Here is a 23,751-nt window from a genome sequence, read left to right on the forward strand (position 1 = left end):
TAATGCCTTCAATTCGACTGGCTGACTTAGCACAGCAGTTGGATGCAGAATTACACGGTGATGGCGATATCGTCATCACCGGCGTTGCGTCCATGCAGAGCGCTAAAGCAGGCCAAATTACTTTCATGGTAAATCCTAAATACCGTGAACACCTGGCCGCTTGCCAGGCCTCCGCCGTTGTCATGACGCTGGACGATTTACCGTTTGCCCATAGCGCCGCGCTGGTAGTGCGTAATCCCTACCTGACCTACGCGCGCATGGCTCAAATTTTAGATACCACGCCGCAGCCGGCGCAAGACATCGCCGCAAGCGCGGCGATCGACCCAACGGCGAAGCTGGGTAACAACGTCTCCGTCGGCGCGAATGCCGTTATCGAATCCGGCGTGGTGCTGGGCGATAACGTGGTTATTGGCGCTGGCTGTTTCGTTGGCAAAAATAGCAAAATCGGCGCCGGCTCGCGTTTATGGGCCAACGTTACCATTTACCACGAGATTGAGATCGGTGAAAATTGCCTGATCCAGTCCAGTACGGTGATCGGCGCGGATGGTTTCGGTTACGCTAACGATCGCGGTAACTGGGTGAAGATCCCGCAGCTTGGTCGCGTTATTATTGGCGATCGTGTGGAGATCGGCGCCTGTACCACCATCGATCGCGGCGCGCTGGACGATACCGTGATCGGCAATGGGGTTATCATTGATAACCAGTGCCAGATTGCGCACAACGTGGTGATTGGCGACAATACCGCCGTCGCTGGCGGCGTGATTATGGCCGGCAGCCTGAAAATTGGGCGTTACTGCATGATTGGTGGCGCCAGCGTGATTAACGGCCATATGGAAATCTGCGATAAAGTCACCGTAACCGGGATGGGGATGGTTATGCGTCCTATCTCTGAACCTGGCGTCTATTCCTCAGGTATTCCGCTGCAGCCGAACAAGGCGTGGCGTAAAACTGCGGCGCTGGTGATGAATATTGACGAGATGAGCAAGCGCCTGAAAGCGGTTGAGCGCAAGGTTAATCAACAAGACTAAATTCATCATTCGGTCACGTTACATTCCCGGCCTGTTGCATTCGTTAATAAGATTGCCGCAGGCCGTGTTATTATTGCCTTTTAGTATATTTAGACAGGAAGAGTATTTTGACTACTGACACTCATACTCTGCACATTGAAGAGATTCTGGAACTTCTGCCTCACCGTTACCCGTTCCTGCTGGTAGACCGCGTGCTGGATTTTGAAGAAGGTCGTTTTCTGCGCGCAGTAAAAAATGTTTCCGTAAACGAGCCGTTTTTCCAGGGGCATTTCCCTGGTAAGCCGATTTTACCTGGCGTGCTGATTCTGGAAGCGATGGCGCAGGCCACCGGCATTCTGGCTTTCAAAAGCGTTGGAAAACTTGAGCCGGGCGAACTGTACTACTTCGCGGGTATCGATGAGGCGCGTTTCAAACGTCCGGTAGTGCCAGGCGACCAGATGATTATGGAAGTCACTTTCGAGAAAACCCGCCGCGGACTGACCCGTTTCAAAGGCGTTGCGCTGGTTGACGGTAAAGTGGTTTGCGAAGCGACGATGATGTGTGCGCGTAGCCGGGAGGCCTGATACGTGATTGATAAAACCGCCTTTATTCATCCTACCGCCATTGTAGAAGAAGGCGCCGTCATTGGCGCTAATGTCCACATTGGTCCGTTTTGTATTGTGGGCGCCAACGTCGAAATTGGCGAGGGCACCGTACTGAAGTCTCATGTCGTTGTGAATGGCCACACTAAAATTGGCCGCGACAATGAGATCTACCAGTTCGCTTCGATCGGTGAAGTTAACCAGGATCTGAAATATGCTGGCGAGCCGACTCGAGTGGAAATTGGCGATCGCAACCGCATTCGCGAAAGCGTCACCATTCATCGCGGCACAGTACAGGGCGGTGGATTAACGAAGGTGGGCAGCGATAACCTGCTGATGATCAACGCCCACGTGGCGCACGATTGTACGCTTGGCGACCGCTGCATCCTGGCCAACAACGCGACGCTGGCCGGTCACGTGTCTCTGGATGATTTCGTCATCATCGGCGGCATGACTGCAGTACATCAGTTCTGCGTCATCGGCGCGCACGTTATGGTAGGCGGCTGCTCCGGCGTCGCTCAGGACGTTCCGCCGTTCGTGATTGCCCAGGGCAACCACGCCACGCCGTTTGGCGTCAACATCGAAGGTCTGAAACGCCGCGGCTTTAGCCGTGAAGCGATTACCGCGATTCGTAACGCCTATAAACTGCTGTACCGCAGCGGCAAAACGCTGGACGAAGCCAAGCCGGAAATCGCCGAACTGGCGGCTCAGCATCCTGAAGTTCAGCCATTTGTCGATTTCTTTGCCCGTTCAACTCGCGGCTTGATTCGTTAATGGCCGAACAGCGTCCCCTGACGATTGCCCTGGTCGCCGGAGAAACCTCCGGCGATATTCTTGGCGCCGGTCTCATCCGCGCCCTCAAAGCTCGCGTCCCTGATGCGCGCTTTGTCGGCGTGGCGGGGCCGCTGATGCAGGCGGAAGGATGCGAAGCCTGGTACGAAATGGAAGAGCTGGCCGTGATGGGCATTGTTGAAGTGCTTGGTCGACTGCGCCGCTTACTGCATATTCGCGCCGATTTAACGCGCCGCTTCGGTGAACTGCGTCCCGATGTCTTCGTTGGCATCGACGCCCCTGATTTCAATATTACCCTCGAAGGTAACCTGAAAAAGCAGGGCATCAAAACCATTCATTACGTCAGCCCGTCCGTTTGGGCATGGCGACAAAAACGCGTTTTCAAAATTGGCAGATCCACCGATCTGGTCCTGGCATTCCTGCCTTTCGAAAAAGCGTTTTACGACAGATTTAACGTTCCCTGCCGTTTCATCGGCCACACCATGGCGGATGCCATGCCGCTGGATCCTGATAAGGGCGCAGCGCGTGACCGTCTGGGCATCCCGCATGATGTTCACTGCCTGGCGCTGCTACCCGGTAGCCGCGGCGCGGAGGTCGAAATGCTCAGCGCCGACTTCCTGAAAACCGCGCAGCTTCTGCGTGGTACCTATCCCGACCTGCAGGTTGTGGTGCCGCTGGTCAATGCCAAACGGCGGGAACAGTTTGAGCGAATCAAAGCTGAGACGGCGCCGGATATGACGGTACATATGCTGGATGGTCAGGCGCGCGATGCGATGATCGCCAGTGATGCCGCGCTGCTGGCCTCGGGGACGGCGGCGCTGGAGTGCATGCTGGCGAAATGCCCGATGGTCGTTGGCTACCGCATGAAGCCGTTTACCTTCTGGCTGGCGAAGCGGTTGGTGAAAACCGATTATGTCTCCTTACCAAATCTGCTAGCCGGGCGCGAGTTGGTGAAAGAGCTGCTGCAGGATGAATGCGAGCCGCAGGCGCTGGCCGCCGCTCTGAAGCCGCTGCTGGCCGACGGCAAAACCAGCCACGATATGCATGATACTTTCCGCGCGCTGCATCAGCAGATCCGCTGCAACGCGGACGAGCAGGCGGCGGACGCAGTACTGGAGTTAGCAAAATGATGGAGTTCGTTTATCCACATACCCATCTGGTCGCCGGTGTCGATGAGGTTGGCCGCGGGCCGCTGGTCGGCGCGGTGGTCACTGCCGCGGTAATCCTTGATCCGCGTAAGCCGATCGTAGGCCTCAACGACTCTAAAAAATTAAGCGAAAAGCGCCGCCTGGCGCTGTTCGATGAAATCAAAGACAAAGCGCTGTGCTGGAGCCTGGGGCGCGCCGAGCCGCATGAAATCGACGAGCTAAACATCCTGCATGCCACGATGCTGGCGATGCAGCGCGCCGTCGCTGGCCTGAGTATTACCCCTGAGTTCGTGCTTATCGACGGCAACCGCTGCCCATCGCTACCGATGCCGTCGCAGGCGGTAGTGAAAGGCGATAGCCGGGTGGCGGAAATCAGCGCAGCGTCTATTCTGGCTAAAGTCACTCGCGACGCCGAAATGGCTACGCTGGATATTGCATTTCCGCAATACGGTTTTGCCCAGCACAAAGGCTATCCTACCGTTGTACATCTGCAAAAACTGCAGGAACACGGCGCAACAGAGCACCACCGGCGTAGTTTCGGCCCGGTGAAACGCGCGCTGGGCCTGGCGTCCAACTAAGTCACTGGGATCTAAAGATGTCTGAACCACGTTTCGTACACCTGCGGGTGCACAGCGACTATTCCATGATCGATGGGCTGGCGAAAACCGGGCCGCTGGTGAAAAAGGCGGCCGCTTTGGGCATGCCTGCGCTGGCGATCACCGATTTCACCAACCTCTGCGGTCTGGTTAAGTTCTACGGAACGGGCCATGGCGCCGGGATTAAACCAATTGTCGGCGCTGACTTCCATGTTCAGTGCGATCTGCTTGGCGATGAATTCACCGAGCTGACTGTTTTAGCGGCCAACAATACCGGCTATCAGAACCTGACTCTGCTCATTTCTCGTGCCTATCAGCGCGGCTATGGCGCGCTGGGGCCATGGATCGATCGCGACTGGCTGGTTGAGCATCAGGAAGGGCTGATTCTGCTGTCCGGCGGGCGTAAAGGCGACGTTGGCGTCAGCCTGATCCGCGGAAACATGCCGCTGGTAGAGCAGTGTCTCGCCTTCTATCAACAACATTTTCCGGATCGCTACTATCTGGAGCTGATCCGTACCGGTCGTCAGGACGAAGAAAGCTATCTTCATGCCGCGGTTCAACTGGCGGAAGAGCATGGTTTGCCGGTAGTGGCGACCAACGATGTGCGCTTCCTGGAAACCGGCGACTTCGACGCTCATGAAATCCGCGTCGCCATTCACGATGGCTTCACCCTCGACGATCCGAAGCGTCCGCGTAACTACTCGCCGCAGCAATATATGCGCAGCGAGGAGGAGATGTGCGAGCTATTTGCTGACATCCCGGAAGCGCTGGAAAACACCGTTGAGATCGCCAAACGCTGCAACGTCACCGTGCGCCTTGGCGAATACTTCCTGCCGCAGTTCCCGACCGGCGACATGACTACCGAAGATTTTCTGGTGATGAAGTCGAAAGAGGGGCTGGAAGAGCGTCTCGAATTCCTGTTCCCGGATCCCGAAGAGCGCGCTAAGCGTCGCCCGGAATATGACCAACGTCTGGATGTGGAACTGCAGGTTATCAACCAGATGGGGTTCCCTGGCTACTTCCTGATCGTCATGGAATTTATCCAGTGGTCCAAGGATAACGGCGTGCCGGTAGGGCCGGGGCGAGGTTCCGGCGCCGGCTCGCTGGTGGCCTACGCGTTGAAAATCACCGACCTTGACCCGCTGGAGTTCGACCTGCTGTTCGAACGTTTCCTCAACCCGGAACGTGTTTCGATGCCCGACTTCGACGTCGATTTCTGCATGGAGAAACGCGACCAGGTGATTGAGCACGTGGCGGATATGTATGGCCGCGACGCGGTATCGCAGATCATCACCTTCGGTACCATGGCGGCGAAGGCGGTTATTCGCGACGTGGGCCGCGTGCTGGGCCACCCTTACGGCTTTGTTGACCGAATCTCTAAGCTGGTGCCGCCGGATCCTGGCATGACGCTGGCGAAAGCCTTTGAAGCGGAACCACAGCTGCCGGAAATCTACGAAGCGGACGAAGAAGTTAAAGCGCTGATCGATATGGCGCGTAAGCTGGAAGGCGTAACGCGTAACGCCGGTAAGCACGCGGGCGGCGTGGTTATCGCGCCGACCAAAATCACCGATTTCGCGCCGCTGTACTGCGATGAGCAGGGGCTGCACCCGGTTACCCAGTTTGATAAGAACGATGTTGAATATGCCGGGCTGGTAAAATTCGACTTCCTCGGCCTGCGTACGCTGACCATCATCAACTGGGCGCTGGAGATGATCAACAAGCGCCGGGCGAAGAACGGCGAAGGGCCGCTGGATATCGCCGCGATACCGCTGGATGACAAGAAAAGCTTCGACATGCTGCAGCGCTCGGAAACCACCGCGGTATTCCAGCTTGAATCGCGCGGCATGAAAGATCTGATTAAGCGCCTGCAGCCTGACTGCTTCGAAGATATGATCGCACTGGTGGCCCTGTTCCGTCCGGGCCCGCTGCAGTCGGGGATGGTAGATAACTTTATCGACCGTAAGCACGGCCGTGAAGAGATTTCCTACCCGGACGTGCAGTGGCAGCATGAATGTCTGAAACCTGTACTGGAGCCGACTTACGGCATCATTCTGTACCAGGAACAGGTCATGCAGATAGCCCAGGAGCTCTCTGGTTATACCCTCGGCGGCGCGGATATGCTGCGTCGTGCGATGGGTAAGAAAAAGCCGGAAGAGATGGCCAAGCAGCGTTCTGTCTTCGAAGAAGGTGCGAAGAAAAATGGCGTTGACGGCGAACTGGCGATGAAAATCTTTGACCTGGTGGAGAAATTCGCCGGTTATGGATTTAACAAATCCCACTCCGCCGCCTATGCGCTGGTCTCCTACCAGACGCTGTGGCTGAAAGCCCACTATCCGGCCGAGTTTATGGCGGCGGTGATGACTGCCGATATGGACAACACCGAGAAGGTGGTGGGCCTGGTCGATGAGTGCTGGCGCATGGGGCTGAAAATCCTGCCGCCGGACATTAACTCCGGCCTGTATCATTTCCACGTCAACGATGATGGGGAAATCGTGTATGGTATCGGCGCCATTAAAGGCGTCGGCGAAGGCCCGATTGAAGCCATCATTGAAGCGCGTAACAATGGCGGTTACTTCCGCGAGCTGTTTGACCTGTGCGCCCGTACCGATATTAAAAAACTCAATCGCCGGGTGTTGGAAAAACTGATTATGTCCGGGGCGTTCGACCGCCTCGGCCCGCATCGCGCGGCGCTGATGAACTCGCTGAACGATGCGCTGAAAGCCGCCGATCAGCACGCCAAAGCCGAAGCCATCGGTCAGGCGGATATGTTCGGCGTGCTGGCGGAAGAGCCGGAACAAATCGAGCAATCCTACGCCAGCTGCCAGCCGTGGCCAGAGCAGGTGGTGCTGGATGGTGAAAGGGAAACGCTGGGGCTGTATCTGACCGGCCACCCGATTAACCAATATCTAAAAGAGATCGAACGCTACGTTGGCGGCGTGAGACTCAAAGACATGCACCCAACCGATCGTGGTAAAGTGACCACGGCGGCGGGGCTGGTTATTGCTGCGCGGGTAATGGTCACCAAGCGCGGCAATCGTATCGGCATCTGTACGCTGGATGACCGTTCCGGGCGTCTGGAGGTGATGTTATTCACCGACGCGCTGGATAAATACCAGCAGTTGCTGGAAAAAGACCGCATACTTATCGTCAGCGGACAGGTCAGCTTTGATGACTTCAGCGGGGGCCTTAAAATGACCGCCCGTGAAGTCATGGATATTGACGAAGCCCGGGAAAAATATGCTCGCGGGCTTGCTATCTCGCTGACGGACAGGCAAATTGATGACCAGCTTTTAAACCGACTCCGTCAGTCTCTGGAACCCCACCGTTCGGGAACCATTCCAGTACACCTCTATTATCAGAGGGCGGATGCGCGCGCGCGGTTGCGTTTTGGCGCAACATGGCGCGTCTCTCCGAGCGATCGTTTACTCAACGATCTGCGTGGCCTTATCGGCTCGGAGCAGGTGGAACTGGAGTTTGACTAATACAGGAATACTATGAGTCTGAATTTCCTAGATTTTGAACAGCCTATCGCAGAGCTGGAAGCGAAAATCGATTCCCTGACTGCTGTAAGCCGTCAGGATGAGAAACTGGATATTAACATCGATGAAGAAGTGCATCGTCTGCGCGAAAAAAGCGTAGAGTTGACGCGCAAAATCTTCGCCGATCTTGGCGCATGGCAGGTAGCCCAGCTGGCGCGTCATCCACGTCGTCCCTATACCCTGGATTATGTCCGCCTGGCTTTCGACGAATTTGACGAGCTGGCAGGCGATCGCGCCTATGCTGACGATAAAGCTATCGTCGGCGGTATTGCGCGTCTTGATGGTCGCCCGGTGATGATCATCGGTCATCAGAAAGGCCGTGAAACCAAAGAGAAGATCCGTCGTAACTTTGGTATGCCGGCGCCGGAAGGCTACCGCAAAGCGCTGCGCCTGATGGAAATGGCTGAGCGTTTCAAAATGCCGATCATTACCTTCATCGACACCCCTGGCGCCTATCCGGGCGTTGGCGCGGAAGAACGCGGCCAGTCGGAAGCGATTGCCCGCAACCTGCGTGAAATGTCGCGTCTGAGCGTGCCGGTTATCTGCACCGTGATTGGCGAAGGTGGCTCCGGCGGCGCGCTGGCGATCGGCGTAGGTGATAAAGTCAACATGCTGCAGTACAGCACCTATTCAGTTATCTCGCCGGAAGGCTGTGCGTCCATTCTGTGGAAAAGCGCGGATAAAGCGCCGCTGGCCGCGGAAGCGATGGGTATCATCGCGCCACGCCTCAAAGAGCTGAAGCTTATTGATTCCATCGTTCCAGAACCGCTGGGCGGCGCTCATCGTAACCCTGAAGCGATGGCGGCGAGCCTGAAGGCACAGCTGTTGGCCGACCTGGCTGACCTGGATACTCTCAGCGAAGAAGAGCTGCGTAATCGCCGCTATCAGCGTCTGATGAGCTACGGCTACGCCTGATTTATCAGCGCATCACAATTCTCTAAGGGGCCGGATTTCCGGCCCTTTTTTTATCATTTTTTCACTGAGGTAAGATGATACGTCAATGAGGTGATGTGATTAGCCGATGATGTCTTTTTCCCGTGACACTGCGCTCACTGCCGGGGACAACGCCTGGGCAGACCGTTCATAAGGAAAAGGAGAATAATATTATGGCAATTCATAAAACCGTCGCCTTAAGCGCCGTGGCCGCAGGGATCTTGTTAAGTCTGGGGGCCGCACAGGCGGCGCCGCTGCTCAGCGCCACTGAAACAACCACCATGACCGCCAGCGAACTGGCGGCAAAAGAAAAAGCGCTAACCGACTTTCCGCTGATGGAAGCGGTTAAATCCTCTATTCGCACCCTCGATAATGCCGTGGCGGAGCAGATTGAACCCGGTAGGGCGGCGAATCCGGAGAACGTTAAGCGCGTTGAAGGCATGCTTAGCGAGCAGGATTGGGATTATCTGTTCCCGATGCGCGCGCCGGAATATACCTACAGCAATTTCCTGAAGGCGATCGGTAAATTCCCGGCGGTATGCGGTACCTATACCGATGGTCGCGATAGCGATGCTATCTGCCGTAAATCGCTGGCGACGATGTTTGCCCACTTTGCTCAGGAAACCGGCGGCCACGAAAGCTGGCGCGATATTCCGGAATGGCGCCAGGCGCTGGTCTATCTGCGCGAAGTCGGCTGGACCGAAGGTCAAAAGGGCGGCTATAACGGCGAATGTAACCCGGATGTCTGGCAGGGGCAGACCTGGCCTTGCGGTAAAGATGCCGATGGCGATTTCCTCAGCTATTTTGGCCGCGGCGCTAAACAGCTCTCCTATAACTACAACTACGGCCCGTTCTCAGAGGCGATGTATGGCGACGTTCGCCCGCTGTTGGATAAACCACAGTTGGTGGCCGATTCATGGATGAACCTCGCCAGCGCCGTGTTCTTCTTTGTCTATCCGCAGCCGCCGAAACCTTCCATGCTGCACGTTATCGACGGTACCTGGCAGCCCAACGATCGCGATAAGAGCAATGGCCTGGTGCCAGGGTTTGGCGTGAGCATCCAGATCATCAACGGCGGCGTCGAGTGCGGCGGCGCAACGGAAAACGCCCAATCGCTTAACCGTATTGCCTATTACAAAGAGTTCGCCAACTACCTCAAAGTACCTATTGCCGATGATGAAGTGCTGGGCTGTAAGAACATGAAGCAGTTTGATGAAGGCGGAGCCGGCGCGCTGCCAATCTACTGGGAACAGGATTGGGGATGGGATCCGAACACCGCGGACGGTAAAACCAATGCCTGCCAGCTGGTGAGCTATCAGACGCCGTACAGCGCGTTTAAAGAGGGGGATTACAGCAAATGCGTGCAGCACTACTTCAACGTAACCGTGGTTGATGATGCGGGTAGCGATGGCGCGTCTGATAAGACGGATGACGTTACGCCTGCTCCACAGGTAAACGTCGCGCCGGTGGCGCGTATTGCCGGCCCGGTCGGCGCAGTCGAAGCCGGTAGCCTGGTGTCGCTGAGCGCGGAAGCCTCTACCGATGCCAACGGCGATAAGCTGAGCTATAGCTGGATGTCGCAGGATGGCCAGACGTTAAGTGGCGCGGATAAGGCGGTGATCAATTTTAGCGCTCCGCAGAGCGACAAAGATGCCCAGTATGTCGTTAGCCTGATCGTTAGTGATGGCAGCTTATCCAGCACGGCCACCTATACTCTGAATGTGAAGGCGAAGGCGGCGGCGGATGACGCGAAGGATGAGCCGGCAGGCGATAGCGGCGTTATCAACTATCCAGCGTGGAGCGCCAGCCAGAGCTGGAAACCAGGTGACATCGTCAATAACCACGGCGCGCTTTTCCAGTGTAAACCGCTGCCGGAAGGGGCATGGTGCAACGTGGCGCCAACCTACTACGAACCGGGCGCAGGTCTGGCCTGGGGTGATGCCTGGAAAGCGCTGTAATCATCGCTTTGCTATGACTCAGGACTAAGATAAATCCGCCAGTGCTAAGCACTGGCGCGATTGATATTATGCTTACCTTAGGTAAATCCAGGAGGAAAGCGTGAATATCATCGCCATCATGGGGCCCCACGGCGTCTACCATAAAGACGAACCGATCAAAGAGCTGGAAGCCGCTCTGCAGAAGCAAGGATTCCAGACTATCTGGCCGCAAAACAGCGCCGACCTGCTGCAGTTTATCGAGCACAACCCGCGTATCTGCGGCGTGATCTTCGACTGGGACGAGTACAGCGTTGATTTATGCAGCGATATCAATCGCCTGAATGAATATCTCCCACTGTATGCTTTTATCAATACGCACTCGACGATGGACGTCAGCAGCCAGGACCTGCGCATGGCGCTATGGTTCTTTGAATATGCGCTGGGGCTGGCGGAAGATATCGCTACTCGTATTCGTCAGTATACCAACGAGTATCTGGACAACATCACGCCGCCATTTACCAAAGCGTTATTTAACTATGTGCAGGAGGGAAAATATACCTTTTGTACACCCGGACACATGGCGGGAACCGCCTATCAGAAAAGCCCGGTCGGCTGCCTGTTTTATGATTTCTTCGGCGGTAATACGCTGAAAGCCGATGTTTCTATCTCTGTTACCGAACTGGGGTCGCTGCTGGACCATACCGGCCCGCATCTGGAAGCGGAAGAGTATATCGCTCGCGCCTTTGGCGCCGAGCAGAGCTACATGGTGACCAACGGCACCTCGACGTCGAATAAAATTGTCGGCATGTATTCGGCGCCCGCTGGCAGTACGTTGCTGATCGACCGTAACTGCCATAAATCGCTGGCGCATCTGCTGATGATGAGCGATATCGTGCCGCTGTGGTTAAAACCGACGCGTAACGCGCTGGGGATCCTCGGCGGCATTCCGAAACGGGAATTTACCCGCGATAGCGTCCAGCACAAAGTAGAGACAACTTGTGGCGCGCAGTGGCCGGTGCATGCGGTGATCACCAACTCCACCTATGACGGGCTGTTGTATAACACCACCTGGATTAAACAGACCCTTGACGTGCCGTCGATCCACTTCGATTCCGCCTGGGTGCCTTATACCCACTTCCACCCGATTTATCAGGGGAAAAGCGGCATGAGCGGCGATCGCGTACCGGGGAAAGTGATCTTCGAAACCCAGTCGACGCATAAAATGCTGGCGGCGTTGTCGCAGGCTTCGTTGATCCATATTAAAGGCAGCTACGATGAAGATACCTTCAATGAAGCCTTTATGATGCATACCTCTACCTCACCGAGCTATCCGATCGTCGCCTCGATAGAAACTGCGGCGGCGATGCTGCGCGGCAACTCCGGAAAACGCCTGATTCAGCGCTCCATCGAACGCGCGCTACATTTCCGTAAGGAGGTGCAGCGCTTGCGTGAGGAGGCCGACGGCTGGTTCTTTGATATCTGGCAACCAGAAGAGGTTGAAGAAGCGCAGTGCTGGCCGGTTTCCCCTGGAGAAGCGTGGCACGGATTCCAGGATGCCGATGCCGACCATATGTTCCTCGACCCGGTCAAAGTCACCATTCTCACGCCGGGTATGGACGAGCAGGGCAATATGGCGGAAGAGGGGATCCCGGCCGCGCTGGTGGCCAAATTCCTCGATGAGCGCGGCGTGGTGGTGGAGAAAACCGGGCCTTACAATCTGCTGTTCTTGTTCAGTATCGGTATCGATAAAACCCGGGCGATGGGCCTGCTGCGCGGTCTGACCGAGTTTAAACGCGCCTACGATCTCAACCTGCGGGTGAAAAATATGTTGCCGGATCTCTATGCCGAGGATCCGGACTTTTACCGCAATATGCGCATCCAGGATCTGGCGCAGGGGATCCACCGTCTGATCCGTCAGCATCAGCTCTCACAGCTGATGCTGCGGGCCTTTGACGTGCTGCCGGAGATGAAAATGACCCCGCATCAGGCCTGGCAGCGGCAGATTAAGGGCGAAGTCGAAACCATCGAACTGGAGAATCTGGTGGGGCGTATTTCGGCAAACATGATCCTGCCGTATCCGCCTGGCGTGCCGCTGCTGATGCCGGGGGAGATGATCACCGAAGAGAGCCGCGCGGTGCTCGATTTTCTGTTGATGCTCTGCTCGATCGGTCGCCACTATCCAGGTTTTGAAACCGACATCCACGGGGCCAAACGTGATGAAGACGGCGTCTACCGTGTACGAGTCTTAAAAAATAATTAGGGGCTTGCGCGGCGGCGGGCGGCGCGAGTAACGTGTTGGGCTTCAACAGGAGGAGAACAACCATGCTGGGTTTAAAACGAGTTCACCATATTGCCATCATCGCGACAGACTACGCGAAGAGCAAAGCGTTCTATTGCGATATCCTCGGGTTTACGCTGCAGAGCGAGTTCTACCGCGCCGAGCGTGATTCGTGGAAGGGCGACCTGGCGCTGAACGGCGAGTACGTTATCGAGCTGTTTTCGTTCCCATTTCCTCCTGCGCGCCCAAGCCGTCCGGAAGCCTGTGGTCTGCGCCACCTGGCGTTTAGCGTCGATGATATTGATGCCGCGGTTGCGCATTTGCAGGCGCATGGCGTCGCCTGTGAAGCTATCCGCATCGATCCGTTTACCGATAAGCGTTTCACCTTCTTCAACGATCCCGACGGCCTGCCGCTGGAGATTTACCAACAGTAATACTTGCCAGAACCAGCCCTGGCGCGTAACGTGCCGGGCTATCTCCTCTTAGCTGCGTAAGCACGATCATGACGCCGGATATTGCCTCATCGCTTCGACCACATCGTCAGTTTCTGCTGGCCTTCAGCGGCGGCCTGGACTCAACCGTCCTGCTGCACCGGCTGGTACGCTGGCGCCAGCGTGAGCCAGCGATTCAGCTGCGCGCAATTCATATTCACCACGGCCTGAGCGCCAACGCTGACCAGTGGGTCGAGCATTGCGAACAGATTTGCCAGCAATGGCAGGTACCGTTACAGGTGGTGCGCGTGACGCTGGCGGATGAGGGATTGGGGATCGAAGCGCATGCTCGCCAGGCGCGCTATCAGGCTTTCCGTGAGGCGCTGCTGCCAGGCGAGGCGTTATTGACGGCACAACATCTCGACGACCAATGCGAGACCTTCCTGCTGGCGCTCAAGCGCGGTAGCGGCCCGACCGGCTTGTCGGCGATGGCCGCCAGTAGCGAGTTCGCCGGCGGAAAATTGTTACGTCCGCTGCTCAATGAGAGCCGTGAATCCCTGCATCAATGGGCGCTGACTCATCAACTGCGGTGGATTGAAGACGAAAGTAATCAGGACGATGCCTACGATCGCAACTTTCTGCGCCTGCGAGTACTGCCGCTGCTGAGCGAGCGCTGGCCGCATTTTGCCGATGCTGTCGCCCGCAGTGCCAGCTTATGTGGCGAACAGGAACAGTTACTTGATGAAATGCTGTCGGCGGAGCTTGCCGCGCTGGTTGATGAGCGTGGTTCGCTGGCGATAGAACCGCTGAGCGCGATGAGCGCGCCGCGTCGTGCGGCGCTGTTGCGCCGCTGGCTGGCATCCCAACAGGCGCCGATGCCGTCGCGCGAAATGCCGGAGCGCATCTGGCAGGAAGTGGCGCTGGCGCGTGAAGACGCCGCGCCTTGTCTGCGCTTAGGCGGTTTTGCCGTCCGGCGCTACCAGCAGCGCCTGTTTTGGGTAAAGCATCTGGCAAGCCTGACGGAACGGGAAATACCATGGGGTGATGCGACTAAAGCGCTGACACTACCGGAAACGCTGGGAGAACTGGCGTTGCAGCCCGGTGGGCCGCTACGCGCGCCACGCGCGGATGAACCGGTATCGATACGTTTTCGCGCCAGCGGTAATCTGCACATCGTCGGGCGTCCGGGCGGGCGTAAGCTTAAGAAAATCTGGCAGGAAATGGCGGTCGCGCCCTGGCGTCGCGATACCACGCCACTATTGTTTTATGGCGAAACGTTGATCGCGGCGGCCGATGGGCTGTTTGTCACCAGAGAGGGGCAAGTACAGGAAGGCGAGGGGTTACAGCTGGTATGGCGGAAAACGGGCGGCTAAGCCGCCCGATGGGCTTCAGGATTCGCTGACCACCACGGTGCCGATTTCAGGATGGCTGAAACTGGCGATTTTATCCAGACGTAGCTCACGGACGTTACCGCCAAGTTCTACCACCAGATACTCGACATTTTTACGCGAGATAAGATCGTTTGCTTTGGCCTGCAGCTGTTCACCATCTTTCAGGGCCAGCGCCAGCACCAGGTGATGCTGGCAGGCAAGCTCGAGGTTGTCATAATCATCGCAGTTAATGGGTTGATAAGTATCATTCATTGACATAATCGCTCACCAATAAGTTTGCTGCCGCATAAGCGGCCTTTTCCCTGACTGACTCCGAAAGGGCCTGATCCGCCGCAACCTCATTTAATACTTTCAACACGCAGCCCAGCGCATCCGGGATATACCCTAAGTCTCCGCTGGCTATTTCCGCATACCGCTTGCGTATTAACTCACAATATTGATCCACATGCCCTCCTGTCAGCGTTCTGACTTAACCGTGGGATGCAAGTTTAAGCCTACGAAGATAAACTCTGTTTAGCAAGGTGACTATACCATAGTCATCTAAGCAATATCAGCAGGATGAAAGGAGGACCCGCGATTGACGACAGCCTTTTGTCGCTAGTTTCGCTACAATGTATGCCATTTTTTTCAGGAGTTTATTCATGGCGCTGAAAGCGACGATTTATAAAGCTGTGGTTAACGTTGCCGATTTGGATCGCAACCAGTTTCTGGATGCTAACCTGACGCTGGCGCAACATCCTTCCGAAACCCAGGAGCGTATGATGCTGCGCCTGCTGGCGTGGATAAAATATGCCAACGAGCGCCTGCAGTTCACCCGCGGGTTGTCCTCGGATGATGAACCGGAGCTATGGCAGTTAAACGACCATTTAGGCATCGATCTGTGGATTGAGCTGGGGCTGCCGGACGAGAAGCGCCTCAAGAAAGCCTGCTCGCGGGCGCAGGAGGTGGCGCTATTCGCCTATAATAGCCGGGCGGCTGAAATCTGGTGGCAGCAGAATCAGAATAAGCTTGCGGCGTATCCGAAGCTGACCATCTGGTATCTTGATGATGCGCAACTGGCGCAGCTGAGCGCTTTTGCCGATCGCACCATGACGCTGCAGGCAACCCTGCAGGACGGCGGCATCTGGTTATCCGACGATCGGAATAATCTGGAAATTCATTTAACGGCCTGGCAGCAGCCGGCATGATCATGATTAGCCGCAGCGTTTCCATCCCGGATGAGGAGATTTCGCTTACCGGGGTCCGCGCACAGGGGGCGGGCGGTCAGCACGTGAATAAGGCTTCGACGGCGATTCACTTACGTTTTGATATTAAAGCATCGAGCCTGCCGGAGTTTTATAAAGAGCGCCTGCTTGCCGCCAGTCACCACTTAATTTCTGCTGACGGTGTGGTTATCATTAAGGCTCAGGAATATCGCAGCCAGGAGATGAACCGCGAAGCGGCGATCTCGCGGCTGGTTGCGTTAATAAAAGAATTAACCGCAGTGCAAAAAAGCCGCCGGGAGACGCGACCGACTCGGGCGTCAAAAGAGCGACGACTTGCCTCCAAGGCGCAAAAGTCCTCAGTCAAAGCGCTGCGTGGGAAAGTTCGCCATTGAGAGGCGTGGCGGACGGGTGGAATGGATTATAAGGAATTCACAGTGAAGAAAATTGTATTTTCGCTCGCAGCGGCCTGTTCGCTCTTTGCGCTGTTTGGCTGTAACCATCGCGCTGAGGTGGAGACGGTACAGCCGACGGCAATGGAAGAGCTGAAGCCGATGCAGCAAAGCTGGCGCGGTATTTTGCCTTGCGCGGATTGCGAAGGGATTGAGACCTCGTTATTTCTTGAGAAAGACGGCACCTGGGTAATGAACGAACGTTATCAGGGCGTTAGCCACGAGCCGTCATCTTTCGCTTCGTATGGCACCTGGGCGCGTACCGCTGATAAGCTAGTGCTGACCAACAGTAAAGGCGAGAAATCTTACTATCGGGCGAAAGGCGATAAGCTTGAGATGCTCGATCGCGACGGCAACCCGATTAACTCTGCGCTTAACTATACGCTGGAGTCGGTGAAGGCCAGCCTGCCGACGACGCCGATGGCAATGCGCGGGATGTATTTCTACATGGCGGATGCGGCAACCTTTACCGATTGCGTCACTGGTAAAACGGTGGCGGTTGCCAATAACGCCCAGCTTGAACGTGATTACGCGGCAGCGCGCGGGACCGATACTCGTCCGGTGCTGCTGGTGGTTGAAGGACACTTCACGCTTGAAGCGAATCCCGATACCGGCGAGATGATGAAAACGCTAATGACGGATAAAGACAGCAAATTTATTCCGGGTAAAGACTGCGGTAATTAATTCTTGCAGTTGCTATAAAAAAGGCCTCGCTATTGCGAGGCCTTTTAGCTTTTAAGGGGAAATTACCCCTTAATTTGCTGCACCAGGTAGTTCACGATATCCCCGGTCTTAATCAGCTGCTTCTCGCCGTTGCGACGATGTTTGTATTCGATATCATCGTTGTCGAGGTTACGGTCGCCCAGCACGATGGTGTGCGGGATGCCGATCAGCTCCATATCGGCGAACATCACGCCAGGACGCTCTTTACGGTCATCCATCAGCACGTCGATGCCATGCGCACGCAGCTCGGCGTACAGCTTCTCGGCCAGCTCCTGCACGCGATAGGACTTGTGCATGTTCATCGGCAGAATAGCGACCTGGAACGGCGCGATGGCATCCGGCCAGATAATCCCGCGATCGTCAAAGTTCTGCTCAATGGCTGCGGCCACTACGCGGGTCACCCCAATACCGTAGCAACCCATGGTCAGAATCTGGTTACGGCCATCTTCGCCCTGCACCGCGGCATTCATTGCCTGAGAGTACTTGGTGCCCAGCTGGAAGATGTGGCCGACTTCGATACCGCGTTTGATAAGCAGGGTACCTTTTCCGTCCGGGCTCGGATCGCCGGCAACGACATTACGAATATCAGCAACTTCCGGAGTCGCGACATCGCGATCCCAGTTAATGCCAAAATAGTGTTTGCCATCGATGTTGGCGCCGGCGGCGAAATCGCTCATGGCCGCGACGGTACGGTCGATAACCACCGGAATCGGCATATTAACCGGGCCGAGAGAACCAGGCCCCGCGTTAACAATAGCGCGGATCTCTTCTTCGCTGGCGAAGGTCAGCGGGCTGGCGACCTGCGGCAGTTTTTCCGCTTTTACTTCGTTGAGCTCATGATCGCCGCGTACCAGCAGGGCGACCAGCGGGTAGCTGCTATCTTCTACCGCTTTCACCAGCAGGGTCTTAACGGTTTTTTCGATTGGCAGATTGAACTGCTCAACCAGCTCGGCGATGGTTTTCGCGTTCGGCGTGTCTACCAGCGTCATTTCTTGCGTCGCGGCTGCGCGCGGCTCTTTCGGCGCGACGGCTTCGGCAAACTCAATGTTCGCCGCGTAGTCGGAGCTGTCAGAGAAGATCACGTCATCTTCGCCGCTCTGCGCCAGTACCTGGAACTCATGGGAAGCGCTACCGCCGATCGAACCGGTGTCAGCCTGTACCGCGCGGAAATCCAGCCCCATACGGCTGAAGATTTTGCTGTAAGCGGTATACATCGCGTCGTAGGTTTCCTGCAGCGATTCCTGAGAGGTATGGAAAGAGTAAGCATCTTTCATCAGGAACTCACGGGAGCGCATCACGCCGAAACGCGGGCGAACTTCATCGCGGAACTTGGTCTGAATCTGATAAAAGTTCAGCGGCAGCTGTTTATACGAGTTCAGCTCATTTCGAATCAGGTCGGTAATAACCTCTTCGTGAGTCGGCCCGAGAACGAACGGACGATCGCCACGATCGGCAATGCGCAGCAGCTCAGGGCCATATTGTTCCCAGCGGCCGCTCTCCTGCCACAGTTCAGAAGGCTGAACTACCGGCATTAACACCTCGATAGCACCGGCGTTGTTCATCTCTTCACGCACGATGTTCTCGACTTTTTTCAGAACGCGCACGCCGGTCGGCAGCCAGGTGTACAACCCTGAGGCCAGCTTGCGGATCATCCCGGCGCGCAGCATCAGCTGATGGCTGATGACTTCGGCGTCGGCAGGTGTCTCCTTCAGAGTGGAGAGCAGATATTGGCTAGTACGCATGTTGTTACGGTTCCATTTGGACGATCGGAACAGGCTGGAGAGCCAGCCTGAAACAAAAAAAGTGGTTTAGTTTACCAGTGTGGCAAAGATGCCAAAAGAGAGGAAAATAAAATTAGCGCGGTTCGAGAGAAAAGACTTCAAAACCGGAGGGGATTACCCGCCAGCGCACGTTGAAATCGAGCAACCAGACGGCGTAGGTTTTCCCTGCTTCTTCCTCTTTGCGATAAGCCGGACGCGGATCCTGCGCCAGTACTTCACGGATAAACGCTTTGATATGCGGGTAGCGTTTTTCCAGCGTCAGTAACTGTGCTTCTATTTCCGGCGTAAAGCTGACATTCATGCCTGCCAGCGGCGCCTGTTGCGCATAGCTAGCGCTGGCATCAGGCAGGGCTTCGGCAAAGGGAAGATAAGGTTTGATATCAACCACCGGCGTGCCGTCAACGAGATCGAGGCTGCCAAGTTCCAGTATTACCTGATCCTTCTGGCAGCGAACGCCTTTCAGTTCAACCAGCGACATGCCGATAGGGTTGGGGCGAAATGTCGAGCGGGTCGCGAAGACGCCCATGCGCGCGTTGCCGCCAAGGCGGGGAGGGCGCACGGTCGGGCGCCAGCCGCCAGCCATGGTCTGATGAAAGACGAACAGCACCCACAGATGGCTGAAGTTTTCCAGTCCACGCACGGCGTCAGCCTGGTTATAGGGCGCGAGCAGATGAAGTTCTCCGCCGCCGTGTTCAACCAGACCAGGCTGGCGAGGAACGGCAAACTTCTCTTTATACGGCGAGCGGATGACGCCTATTTGCGCGAACTGAAATGCACTCATTGCGCCGAGACGTTAAGCGCTGAACCCAGGCAAACGGCCTGACGGTAGCAGCCTGGCGTACCGCTGGTCACTTCGCAGCTGTGCAGCAGCACGGCGTTGGCCTTCATTTTGGCCGCGTTGATTTGCATGCGTTTACGGGCGGTCGGGATGTTCGGCGGGGAGTCCTGGTTTGAAGCCTGGCATGATTCGCCGCTCACTTCACCCAGATCGCGGAAGGGTTTTCCAACCAGCGCGGCGGCATCGGTATAGATTCTGACCGGCGCGGGACGTGAGACTTTTGGTTTAGCCGTTTCCGTCTGGACTGGCGTGGTTGCGGTGCTTTTAACAGGCTCAACGGGGGATCTGCTTAGCATAGAACAACCGCTTAACATGAGTGCTAACAAACAGACCGGTAAAGCACGCATAGTATTTCCTCAATGAATTATAAAACAGGGCGCTATTGAATCAGGTGCTTGCAAAAATGACAAGACGGGCATAAAGCCCGTCCTGAATGATATTACGCTGAAAGCAGATTACCAGCCTTTCACTGCGCCGCCGTTAAAGATTTTGTTAGCGGCTTCGTAAACTTCATCGCTTTGGTAAGCCTGAACAAATTTCTTAACATTTTCCGCGTCTTTATTATCTTCGCGGGCGACGATCAGGTTTACGTACGGCGAGTTTTTGTCTTCAACAAAGATACCGTCTTTCGCCGGCGTCAGGCCAATCTGGCTGGCGTAGGTGGTGTTGATGACTGCCAGAGCGATCTGCGCGTCGTCCAGAGAACGCGGCAGCTGCGGTGCTTCCAGCTCAACGATCTTCAGGTTTTTCGGGTTCTCAACCACATCCAGAGATGTCGGCAGCAGACCTACGCCTTCTTTCAGTTTAATCAGACCCACTTGCTGCAGCAGCAGCAGGGAACGGCCGAGGTTGGTCGGATCGTTCGGTACGGCAATCTGTGAGCCCGGCTGCAGTTCGTCCAGAGATTTGATTTTCTTCGAGTAGCCAGCGATCGGATAGACGAAGGTGTTGCCGACGGAAACCAGCTTATAACCACGGTCTTTAATCTGCTGGTCGAGATATGGTTTGTGCTGGAAGGCGTTAACGTCGATGTCGCCTTTGCTCAGCGCTTCGTTCGGCAACACGTAGTCGTTGAAGGTCACCAGCTCAACGTCAAGACCATACTTCTCTTTTGCCACTTTCTGCGCGACTTCAGCAACCTGCTGTTCCGCACCGACGATCACGCCGACTTTAATATGGTTAGGATCTTTTTCATCCTGACCGCAACCCACCAGAGCCAGAGAACCGATTAATGCGCCAACTGCCGCAAAGGTTTTGAAATTAAAGGCCATGTTATTTCCTTCCTGTAAGAATTAGTGTTGTGTGTCAATAACGTTATTTGTGAGTCACAGCCCGGACGATACGATCGCCAGAGAATTGAATTAAATAAACCAGAATAACCAGCAATACCAGTACGGTGTTCATTACCGTCGCGTTATAGCCGATGTAGCCGTACTGATAGCCAATCTGACCCAGACCACCGGCACCGACCGCACCGCCCATTGCGGAATAACCCACCAGGGTGATGAGCGTAATGGTGGCGGCGTTCACCAGACCCGGCAGCGCTTCAGGGAGCAGGACTTTACGCACGATCTGCATTGGCGTTGCGCCCATCGCGCGTGAAGCTTCGATAAGCCCGGTCGGGATCTCCAACAGCGCGTTTTCCACCATACGTGCGATAAACGGCGCGGCGCCAACCGTTAATGGCACAATCGCTGCCTGCAGGCCGATAGAGGTACCGACGATCACGCGGGTAAATGGAATCATCCACACCAGCAGAATAATAAATGGAATCGAGCGGAAGATATTAACCAGCGCCGATAGCGTACGATACAGCCGGGCGCTGGCGGCAATCTGCCCCGGACGGGTAACGTACAGCAGTACGCCGACCGGCAGGCCGAGCACAAAGCCAAAGAAGCCGGAGACAAACGTCATAGCCAGCGTTTCCCACACGCCGCGAACCAGCAGCCAGATCATTGGTTCAGACATATCCCAGTACCTCTACTTTTACATGATGTTCCTGCAGCCAGGCGATCGCCGCCTGGGTATCTTCCTGTGTGCCGTGCATTTCGGTCAGCATGATGCCGAACTTCACTCCGCCGGCGTAATCCATCTGCGCGCTAATAATGTTGTTATTCACATTAAAGCGGCGGGCGGTTTCCGACAGCAGCGGCGCATCGACGGAATGGCCGGTAAACTCCATACGCAGCATCGGCACGCTGTCAGGCAGCGGCGTGGGCTTCAGGCGCGCCTGATAGTCATCCGGAATATCCAGATGCAGGGTAGATTGAATGAACTGTTGGGCGAGCGGCGTCTTAGGATGGGAGAAGACTTCGCTCACGGTGTCCTGCTCGATCAGTTGACCATTGCTAATGACCGCCACACAGTCGCAGATACGTTTAACTACGTCCATTTCATGGGTGATCAACAGAATGGTCAGCCCCAGACGACGGTTAATGTCTTTCAGCAGTTCGAGGATCGAACGGGTCGTTGCCGGGTCCAGCGCGCTGGTGGCTTCATCGCACAGCAGCACCTTTGGATTGCTGGCCAGCGCGCGGGCAATTGCCACGCGCTGTTTCTGGCCGCCGGAGAGGTTTGCCGGATAGCTGTCATGCTTATCGCCAAGACCAACCAGGTCAAGCAGTTCATTAACACGGCGTTTGATTTCCGCCGGCGGTGTGTTATCCAGCTCAAGCGGCAGCGCCACGTTGCCGAAAACGGTACGTGAAGCGAGCAGATTAAAGTGCTGGAAGATCATGCCAATCTGACGGCGCGCGCGAGTCAGTTCTTTTTCAGTCAGCGCGGTGAGTTCCTGGTTATCTACCTGCACGCTGCCTTCGGTTGGGCGTTCCAGCAGGTTAACGCAGCGAATCAGCGTACTTTTACCTGCGCCGGAAGCGCCGATCACGCCGTAAATTTGCCCGGCAGGGACATGCAGGCTGACATTGTTCAGCGCCTGTATGGTGCGGTTCCCCTGCTGGAACACTTTGGTAATATTCGAAAGTTTAATCATCAGTTATTTATTATCGTTTAGCCGTTTGCCGTGGCATTTTCTTCTGCCGTGTGCAGGCGATGCCTGTCAATGAAATGGATGTTAAGGCATCCAGACGTCTAAATCAATCTGACTCTTTATAATGAGCACTTTCTTGCATGCCGAAACATGCGATACTAACGGCATTAGCCTTTATCAGGAGCAAACCGGTGGCAAAGTCTGTACCCGCAATTTTTCTCGACCGTGACGGCACGATTAATATCGATCATGGTTACGTCCACGAAATCGACAGCTTTGAGTTTATCGACGGCGTCATTGATGCCATGCGTGAACTAAAGGCAATGGGATTTGCGTTAGTGCTGGTGACCAACCAGTCAGGCATCGCGCGCGGTAAATTCACGGAAGCGCAATTTGAGACCCTCACCGAATGGATGGATTGGTCGCTGGCAGACCGCGGCGTGGATCTCGACGGTATCTATTATTGTCCGCATCACCCGCAGGGGAGCGTTGAAGAGTTCCGCCAGACCTGCGATTGCCGTAAGCCGCATCCGGGGATGCTCATTTCCGCACGCGATTTCCTGCATATTGATATGGCCGCTTCTTATATGGTGGGTGATAAACTCGAAGACATGCAGGCGGCTGCAGCGGCGAATGTCGGAACGAAAGTGCTGGTGCGTACCGGTAAGCCGGTTACCGAAGAAGCGGAAAGCGCAGCGGATTGGGTGCTAAATAGCCTGGCGGACCTGCCTGCGGCTATTAAAAAGCGGCAAAAATAAGCGTTGCGTATAAAAGATGAGCGGTTGAAATAAAAATGTATTTTTCCGCTTGTCATTCCAGGCGGGCTCCCTATAATGCGCCTCCATCGACACGGCAGATGTGAATCACTTCACACAAACAGCCGGTTCGGTTGAAGAGAAAAATTCTGAAATTCAGGGTTGACTCTGAAAGAGGAAAGCGTAATATACGCCACCTCGCGACAGAGCGCTAAAGCGCGTCGCAACTGCTCTTTAACAATTTATCAGACAATCTGTGTGGGCACTCAAAGTGACATGGATTCTTAACGTCCTCGGACGAAAAATGAATACCAAGTCTCTGAGTGAACATACGTAATTCATTACGAAGTTTAATTC

At 55.6% G+C, this 23,751-nt stretch carries 23 protein-coding genes; 15 read left to right on the forward strand and 8 right to left on the reverse strand.

The window, feature by feature from the left end; genetic code table 11:
- Positions 1-2 precede the first annotated feature (2 nt).
- From lpxD to tilS, 11 genes are all read left to right on the forward strand, one after another.
- A complete protein-coding gene (lpxD, locus tag ABLV08_RS20185; RefSeq protein ID WP_126033716.1) occupies positions 3-1,028 on the forward strand; it encodes a UDP-3-O-(3-hydroxymyristoyl)glucosamine N-acyltransferase in 1,026 nt (341 codons plus the stop codon).
- 107 nt (positions 1,029-1,135) lie between these two features.
- Entirely contained in the window at positions 1,136-1,591 is a 456-nt protein-coding gene (gene fabZ, locus ABLV08_RS20190; protein ID WP_004145858.1) for a 3-hydroxyacyl-ACP dehydratase FabZ, read from the forward strand.
- A gap of 3 nt (positions 1,592-1,594) precedes the next feature.
- Positions 1,595-2,383 (forward strand): acyl-ACP--UDP-N-acetylglucosamine O-acyltransferase, encoded by a 789-nt coding sequence (lpxA, locus tag ABLV08_RS20195; protein ID WP_348856208.1) that lies wholly within the window; start codon positions 1,595-1,597, stop codon positions 2,381-2,383.
- Positions 2,383-3,531, forward strand: coding sequence for a lipid-A-disaccharide synthase (gene lpxB / locus ABLV08_RS20200; RefSeq protein ID WP_015368154.1), 1,149 nt, complete (start codon positions 2,383-2,385; stop codon positions 3,529-3,531). Before lpxA ends, lpxB begins: the two co-directional genes overlap by 1 nt.
- Positions 3,528-4,127 (forward strand): ribonuclease HII, encoded by a 600-nt coding sequence (gene rnhB, locus ABLV08_RS20205; RefSeq protein WP_015368153.1) that lies wholly within the window; start codon positions 3,528-3,530, stop codon positions 4,125-4,127. Before lpxB ends, rnhB begins: the two co-directional genes overlap by 4 nt.
- A 17-nt stretch (positions 4,128-4,144) precedes the next feature.
- Positions 4,145-7,627 carry a DNA polymerase III subunit alpha gene (gene dnaE, locus ABLV08_RS20210; protein ID WP_015704450.1) on the forward strand — a complete coding sequence of 1,161 codons (3,483 nt, stop codon included), beginning with the start codon at positions 4,145-4,147 and terminating at the stop codon, positions 7,625-7,627.
- Between the two features lie 12 nt (positions 7,628-7,639).
- A complete protein-coding gene (gene accA / locus ABLV08_RS20215; RefSeq protein WP_015368151.1) occupies positions 7,640-8,599 on the forward strand; it encodes an acetyl-CoA carboxylase carboxyl transferase subunit alpha in 960 nt (319 codons plus the stop codon).
- 191 nt (positions 8,600-8,790) lie between these two features.
- Positions 8,791-10,575, forward strand: coding sequence for a glycoside hydrolase family 19 protein (locus ABLV08_RS20220; RefSeq protein ID WP_348856209.1), 1,785 nt, complete (start codon positions 8,791-8,793; stop codon positions 10,573-10,575).
- A gap of 100 nt (positions 10,576-10,675) precedes the next feature.
- Entirely contained in the window at positions 10,676-12,814 is a 2,139-nt protein-coding gene (locus ABLV08_RS20225) for a lysine decarboxylase LdcC (protein ID WP_032713402.1), read from the forward strand.
- Between the two features lie 62 nt (positions 12,815-12,876).
- Positions 12,877-13,266: a VOC family protein gene (locus ABLV08_RS20230; RefSeq protein ID WP_015704453.1), complete on the forward strand. Its 390-nt coding sequence runs from the start codon at positions 12,877-12,879 to the stop codon at positions 13,264-13,266.
- 68 nt (positions 13,267-13,334) lie between these two features.
- Positions 13,335-14,636: a tRNA lysidine(34) synthetase TilS gene (gene tilS, locus ABLV08_RS20235; RefSeq protein ID WP_072383428.1), complete on the forward strand. Its 1,302-nt coding sequence runs from the start codon at positions 13,335-13,337 to the stop codon at positions 14,634-14,636.
- A 15-nt stretch (positions 14,637-14,651) separates the two neighbouring features.
- Here the strand turns inward: tilS and rof are convergent, their stop codons facing one another.
- Together rof and ABLV08_RS20245 are read right to left on the reverse strand one after the other, a co-directional pair.
- Positions 14,652-14,912 carry a Rho-binding antiterminator gene (gene rof, locus ABLV08_RS20240; RefSeq protein WP_015368146.1) on the reverse strand — a complete coding sequence of 87 codons (261 nt, stop codon included), beginning with the start codon at positions 14,910-14,912 and terminating at the stop codon, positions 14,652-14,654.
- Positions 14,899-15,099, reverse strand: coding sequence for a YaeP family protein (locus ABLV08_RS20245; RefSeq protein WP_015368145.1), 201 nt, complete (start codon positions 15,097-15,099; stop codon positions 14,899-14,901). The genes rof and ABLV08_RS20245 overlap by 14 nt, the downstream gene beginning before the upstream one ends.
- A gap of 196 nt (positions 15,100-15,295) precedes the next feature.
- Here ABLV08_RS20245 and ABLV08_RS20250 point away from each other — a divergent pair, with 196 nt between their 5' ends.
- Genes ABLV08_RS20250 through nlpE form a run of 3 tightly spaced genes read left to right on the forward strand, consistent with a single transcriptional unit; the run spans position 15,296 to position 16,992 of the window.
- Positions 15,296-15,841: a YaeQ family protein gene (locus ABLV08_RS20250; RefSeq protein ID WP_015368144.1), complete on the forward strand. Its 546-nt coding sequence runs from the start codon at positions 15,296-15,298 to the stop codon at positions 15,839-15,841.
- The gene (gene arfB, locus ABLV08_RS20255; RefSeq protein WP_015368143.1) at positions 15,838-16,251 is read left to right on the forward strand and encodes an alternative ribosome rescue aminoacyl-tRNA hydrolase ArfB; all 414 of its coding nucleotides are present in this window, start codon (positions 15,838-15,840) and stop codon (positions 16,249-16,251) included. Before ABLV08_RS20250 ends, arfB begins: the two co-directional genes overlap by 4 nt.
- A gap of 42 nt (positions 16,252-16,293) precedes the next feature.
- Positions 16,294-16,992 (forward strand): envelope stress response activation lipoprotein NlpE, encoded by a 699-nt coding sequence (gene nlpE / locus ABLV08_RS20260; RefSeq protein ID WP_015368142.1) that lies wholly within the window; start codon positions 16,294-16,296, stop codon positions 16,990-16,992.
- Positions 16,993-17,054: 62 nt separating this feature from the next.
- Here the strand turns inward: nlpE and proS are convergent, their stop codons facing one another.
- From proS to metN, 6 genes are all read right to left on the reverse strand, one after another.
- A complete protein-coding gene (gene proS / locus ABLV08_RS20265) occupies positions 17,055-18,773 on the reverse strand; it encodes a proline--tRNA ligase (RefSeq protein WP_047065175.1) in 1,719 nt (572 codons plus the stop codon).
- Between the two features lie 112 nt (positions 18,774-18,885).
- Positions 18,886-19,593 carry a tRNA (N6-threonylcarbamoyladenosine(37)-N6)-methyltransferase TrmO gene (gene tsaA, locus ABLV08_RS20270; RefSeq protein ID WP_020079574.1) on the reverse strand — a complete coding sequence of 236 codons (708 nt, stop codon included), beginning with the start codon at positions 19,591-19,593 and terminating at the stop codon, positions 18,886-18,888.
- Positions 19,590-19,997: an Rcs stress response system protein RcsF gene (gene rcsF, locus ABLV08_RS20275; RefSeq protein WP_015704458.1), complete on the reverse strand. Its 408-nt coding sequence runs from the start codon at positions 19,995-19,997 to the stop codon at positions 19,590-19,592. Before rcsF ends, tsaA begins: the two co-directional genes overlap by 4 nt.
- Positions 19,998-20,105: 108 nt before the next feature.
- Positions 20,106-20,921, reverse strand: coding sequence for a methionine ABC transporter substrate-binding lipoprotein MetQ (metQ, locus tag ABLV08_RS20280; protein WP_015368138.1), 816 nt, complete (start codon positions 20,919-20,921; stop codon positions 20,106-20,108).
- Positions 20,922-20,964: 43 nt separating this feature from the next.
- Positions 20,965-21,618 (reverse strand): methionine ABC transporter permease MetI, encoded by a 654-nt coding sequence (locus tag ABLV08_RS20285; protein WP_015368137.1) that lies wholly within the window; start codon positions 21,616-21,618, stop codon positions 20,965-20,967.
- The gene (gene metN / locus ABLV08_RS20290) at positions 21,611-22,642 is read right to left on the reverse strand and encodes a methionine ABC transporter ATP-binding protein MetN (protein WP_032709919.1); all 1,032 of its coding nucleotides are present in this window, start codon (positions 22,640-22,642) and stop codon (positions 21,611-21,613) included. Before metN ends, ABLV08_RS20285 begins: the two co-directional genes overlap by 8 nt.
- A 188-nt stretch (positions 22,643-22,830) precedes the next feature.
- Between metN and gmhB the strand changes: the two genes are divergently transcribed.
- Complete coding sequence (gmhB, locus tag ABLV08_RS20295; protein ID WP_045363356.1) at positions 22,831-23,397, forward strand: D-glycero-beta-D-manno-heptose 1,7-bisphosphate 7-phosphatase; 567 nt, start codon at positions 22,831-22,833, stop codon at positions 23,395-23,397.
- The last annotated feature ends 354 nt before the right edge of the window (positions 23,398-23,751 follow it).

The organism is Klebsiella sp. CN_Kp088 (genome assembly GCF_040064335.1).
In the GTDB taxonomy this organism is placed as follows: Bacteria; Pseudomonadota; Gammaproteobacteria; order Enterobacterales; family Enterobacteriaceae; genus Klebsiella; species Klebsiella aerogenes.

Excerpts from the sequence above, each read along its gene's own strand:
- tsaA (WP_020079574.1), bottom strand. The coding sequence starts at position 19,593 with ATGAGTGCATTTCAGTTCGCGCAAATAGGCGTCATCCGCTCGCCGTAT.
- tilS (WP_072383428.1), top strand. The coding sequence starts at position 13,335 with ATGACGCCGGATATTGCCTCATCGCTTCGACCACATCGTCAGTTTCTG.
- metN (WP_032709919.1), bottom strand. The coding sequence starts at position 22,642 with ATGATTAAACTTTCGAATATTACCAAAGTGTTCCAGCAGGGGAACCGC.
- rof (WP_015368146.1), bottom strand. The coding sequence starts at position 14,912 with ATGTCAATGAATGATACTTATCAACCCATTAACTGCGATGATTATGAC.
- accA (WP_015368151.1), top strand. The coding sequence starts at position 7,640 with ATGAGTCTGAATTTCCTAGATTTTGAACAGCCTATCGCAGAGCTGGAA.
- lpxD (WP_126033716.1), top strand. The coding sequence starts at position 3 with ATGCCTTCAATTCGACTGGCTGACTTAGCACAGCAGTTGGATGCAGAA.
- arfB (WP_015368143.1), top strand. The coding sequence starts at position 15,838 with ATGATCATGATTAGCCGCAGCGTTTCCATCCCGGATGAGGAGATTTCG.
- ABLV08_RS20285 (WP_015368137.1), bottom strand. The coding sequence starts at position 21,618 with ATGTCTGAACCAATGATCTGGCTGCTGGTTCGCGGCGTGTGGGAAACG.
- rcsF (WP_015704458.1), bottom strand. The coding sequence starts at position 19,997 with ATGCGTGCTTTACCGGTCTGTTTGTTAGCACTCATGTTAAGCGGTTGT.
- dnaE (WP_015704450.1), top strand. The coding sequence starts at position 4,145 with ATGTCTGAACCACGTTTCGTACACCTGCGGGTGCACAGCGACTATTCC.
- rnhB (WP_015368153.1), top strand. The coding sequence starts at position 3,528 with ATGATGGAGTTCGTTTATCCACATACCCATCTGGTCGCCGGTGTCGAT.
- lpxB (WP_015368154.1), top strand. The coding sequence starts at position 2,383 with ATGGCCGAACAGCGTCCCCTGACGATTGCCCTGGTCGCCGGAGAAACC.
- ABLV08_RS20250 (WP_015368144.1), top strand. The coding sequence starts at position 15,296 with ATGGCGCTGAAAGCGACGATTTATAAAGCTGTGGTTAACGTTGCCGAT.
- proS (WP_047065175.1), bottom strand. The coding sequence starts at position 18,773 with ATGCGTACTAGCCAATATCTGCTCTCCACTCTGAAGGAGACACCTGCC.
- ABLV08_RS20220 (WP_348856209.1), top strand. The coding sequence starts at position 8,791 with ATGGCAATTCATAAAACCGTCGCCTTAAGCGCCGTGGCCGCAGGGATC.
- metQ (WP_015368138.1), bottom strand. The coding sequence starts at position 20,921 with ATGGCCTTTAATTTCAAAACCTTTGCGGCAGTTGGCGCATTAATCGGT.
- ABLV08_RS20230 (WP_015704453.1), top strand. The coding sequence starts at position 12,877 with ATGCTGGGTTTAAAACGAGTTCACCATATTGCCATCATCGCGACAGAC.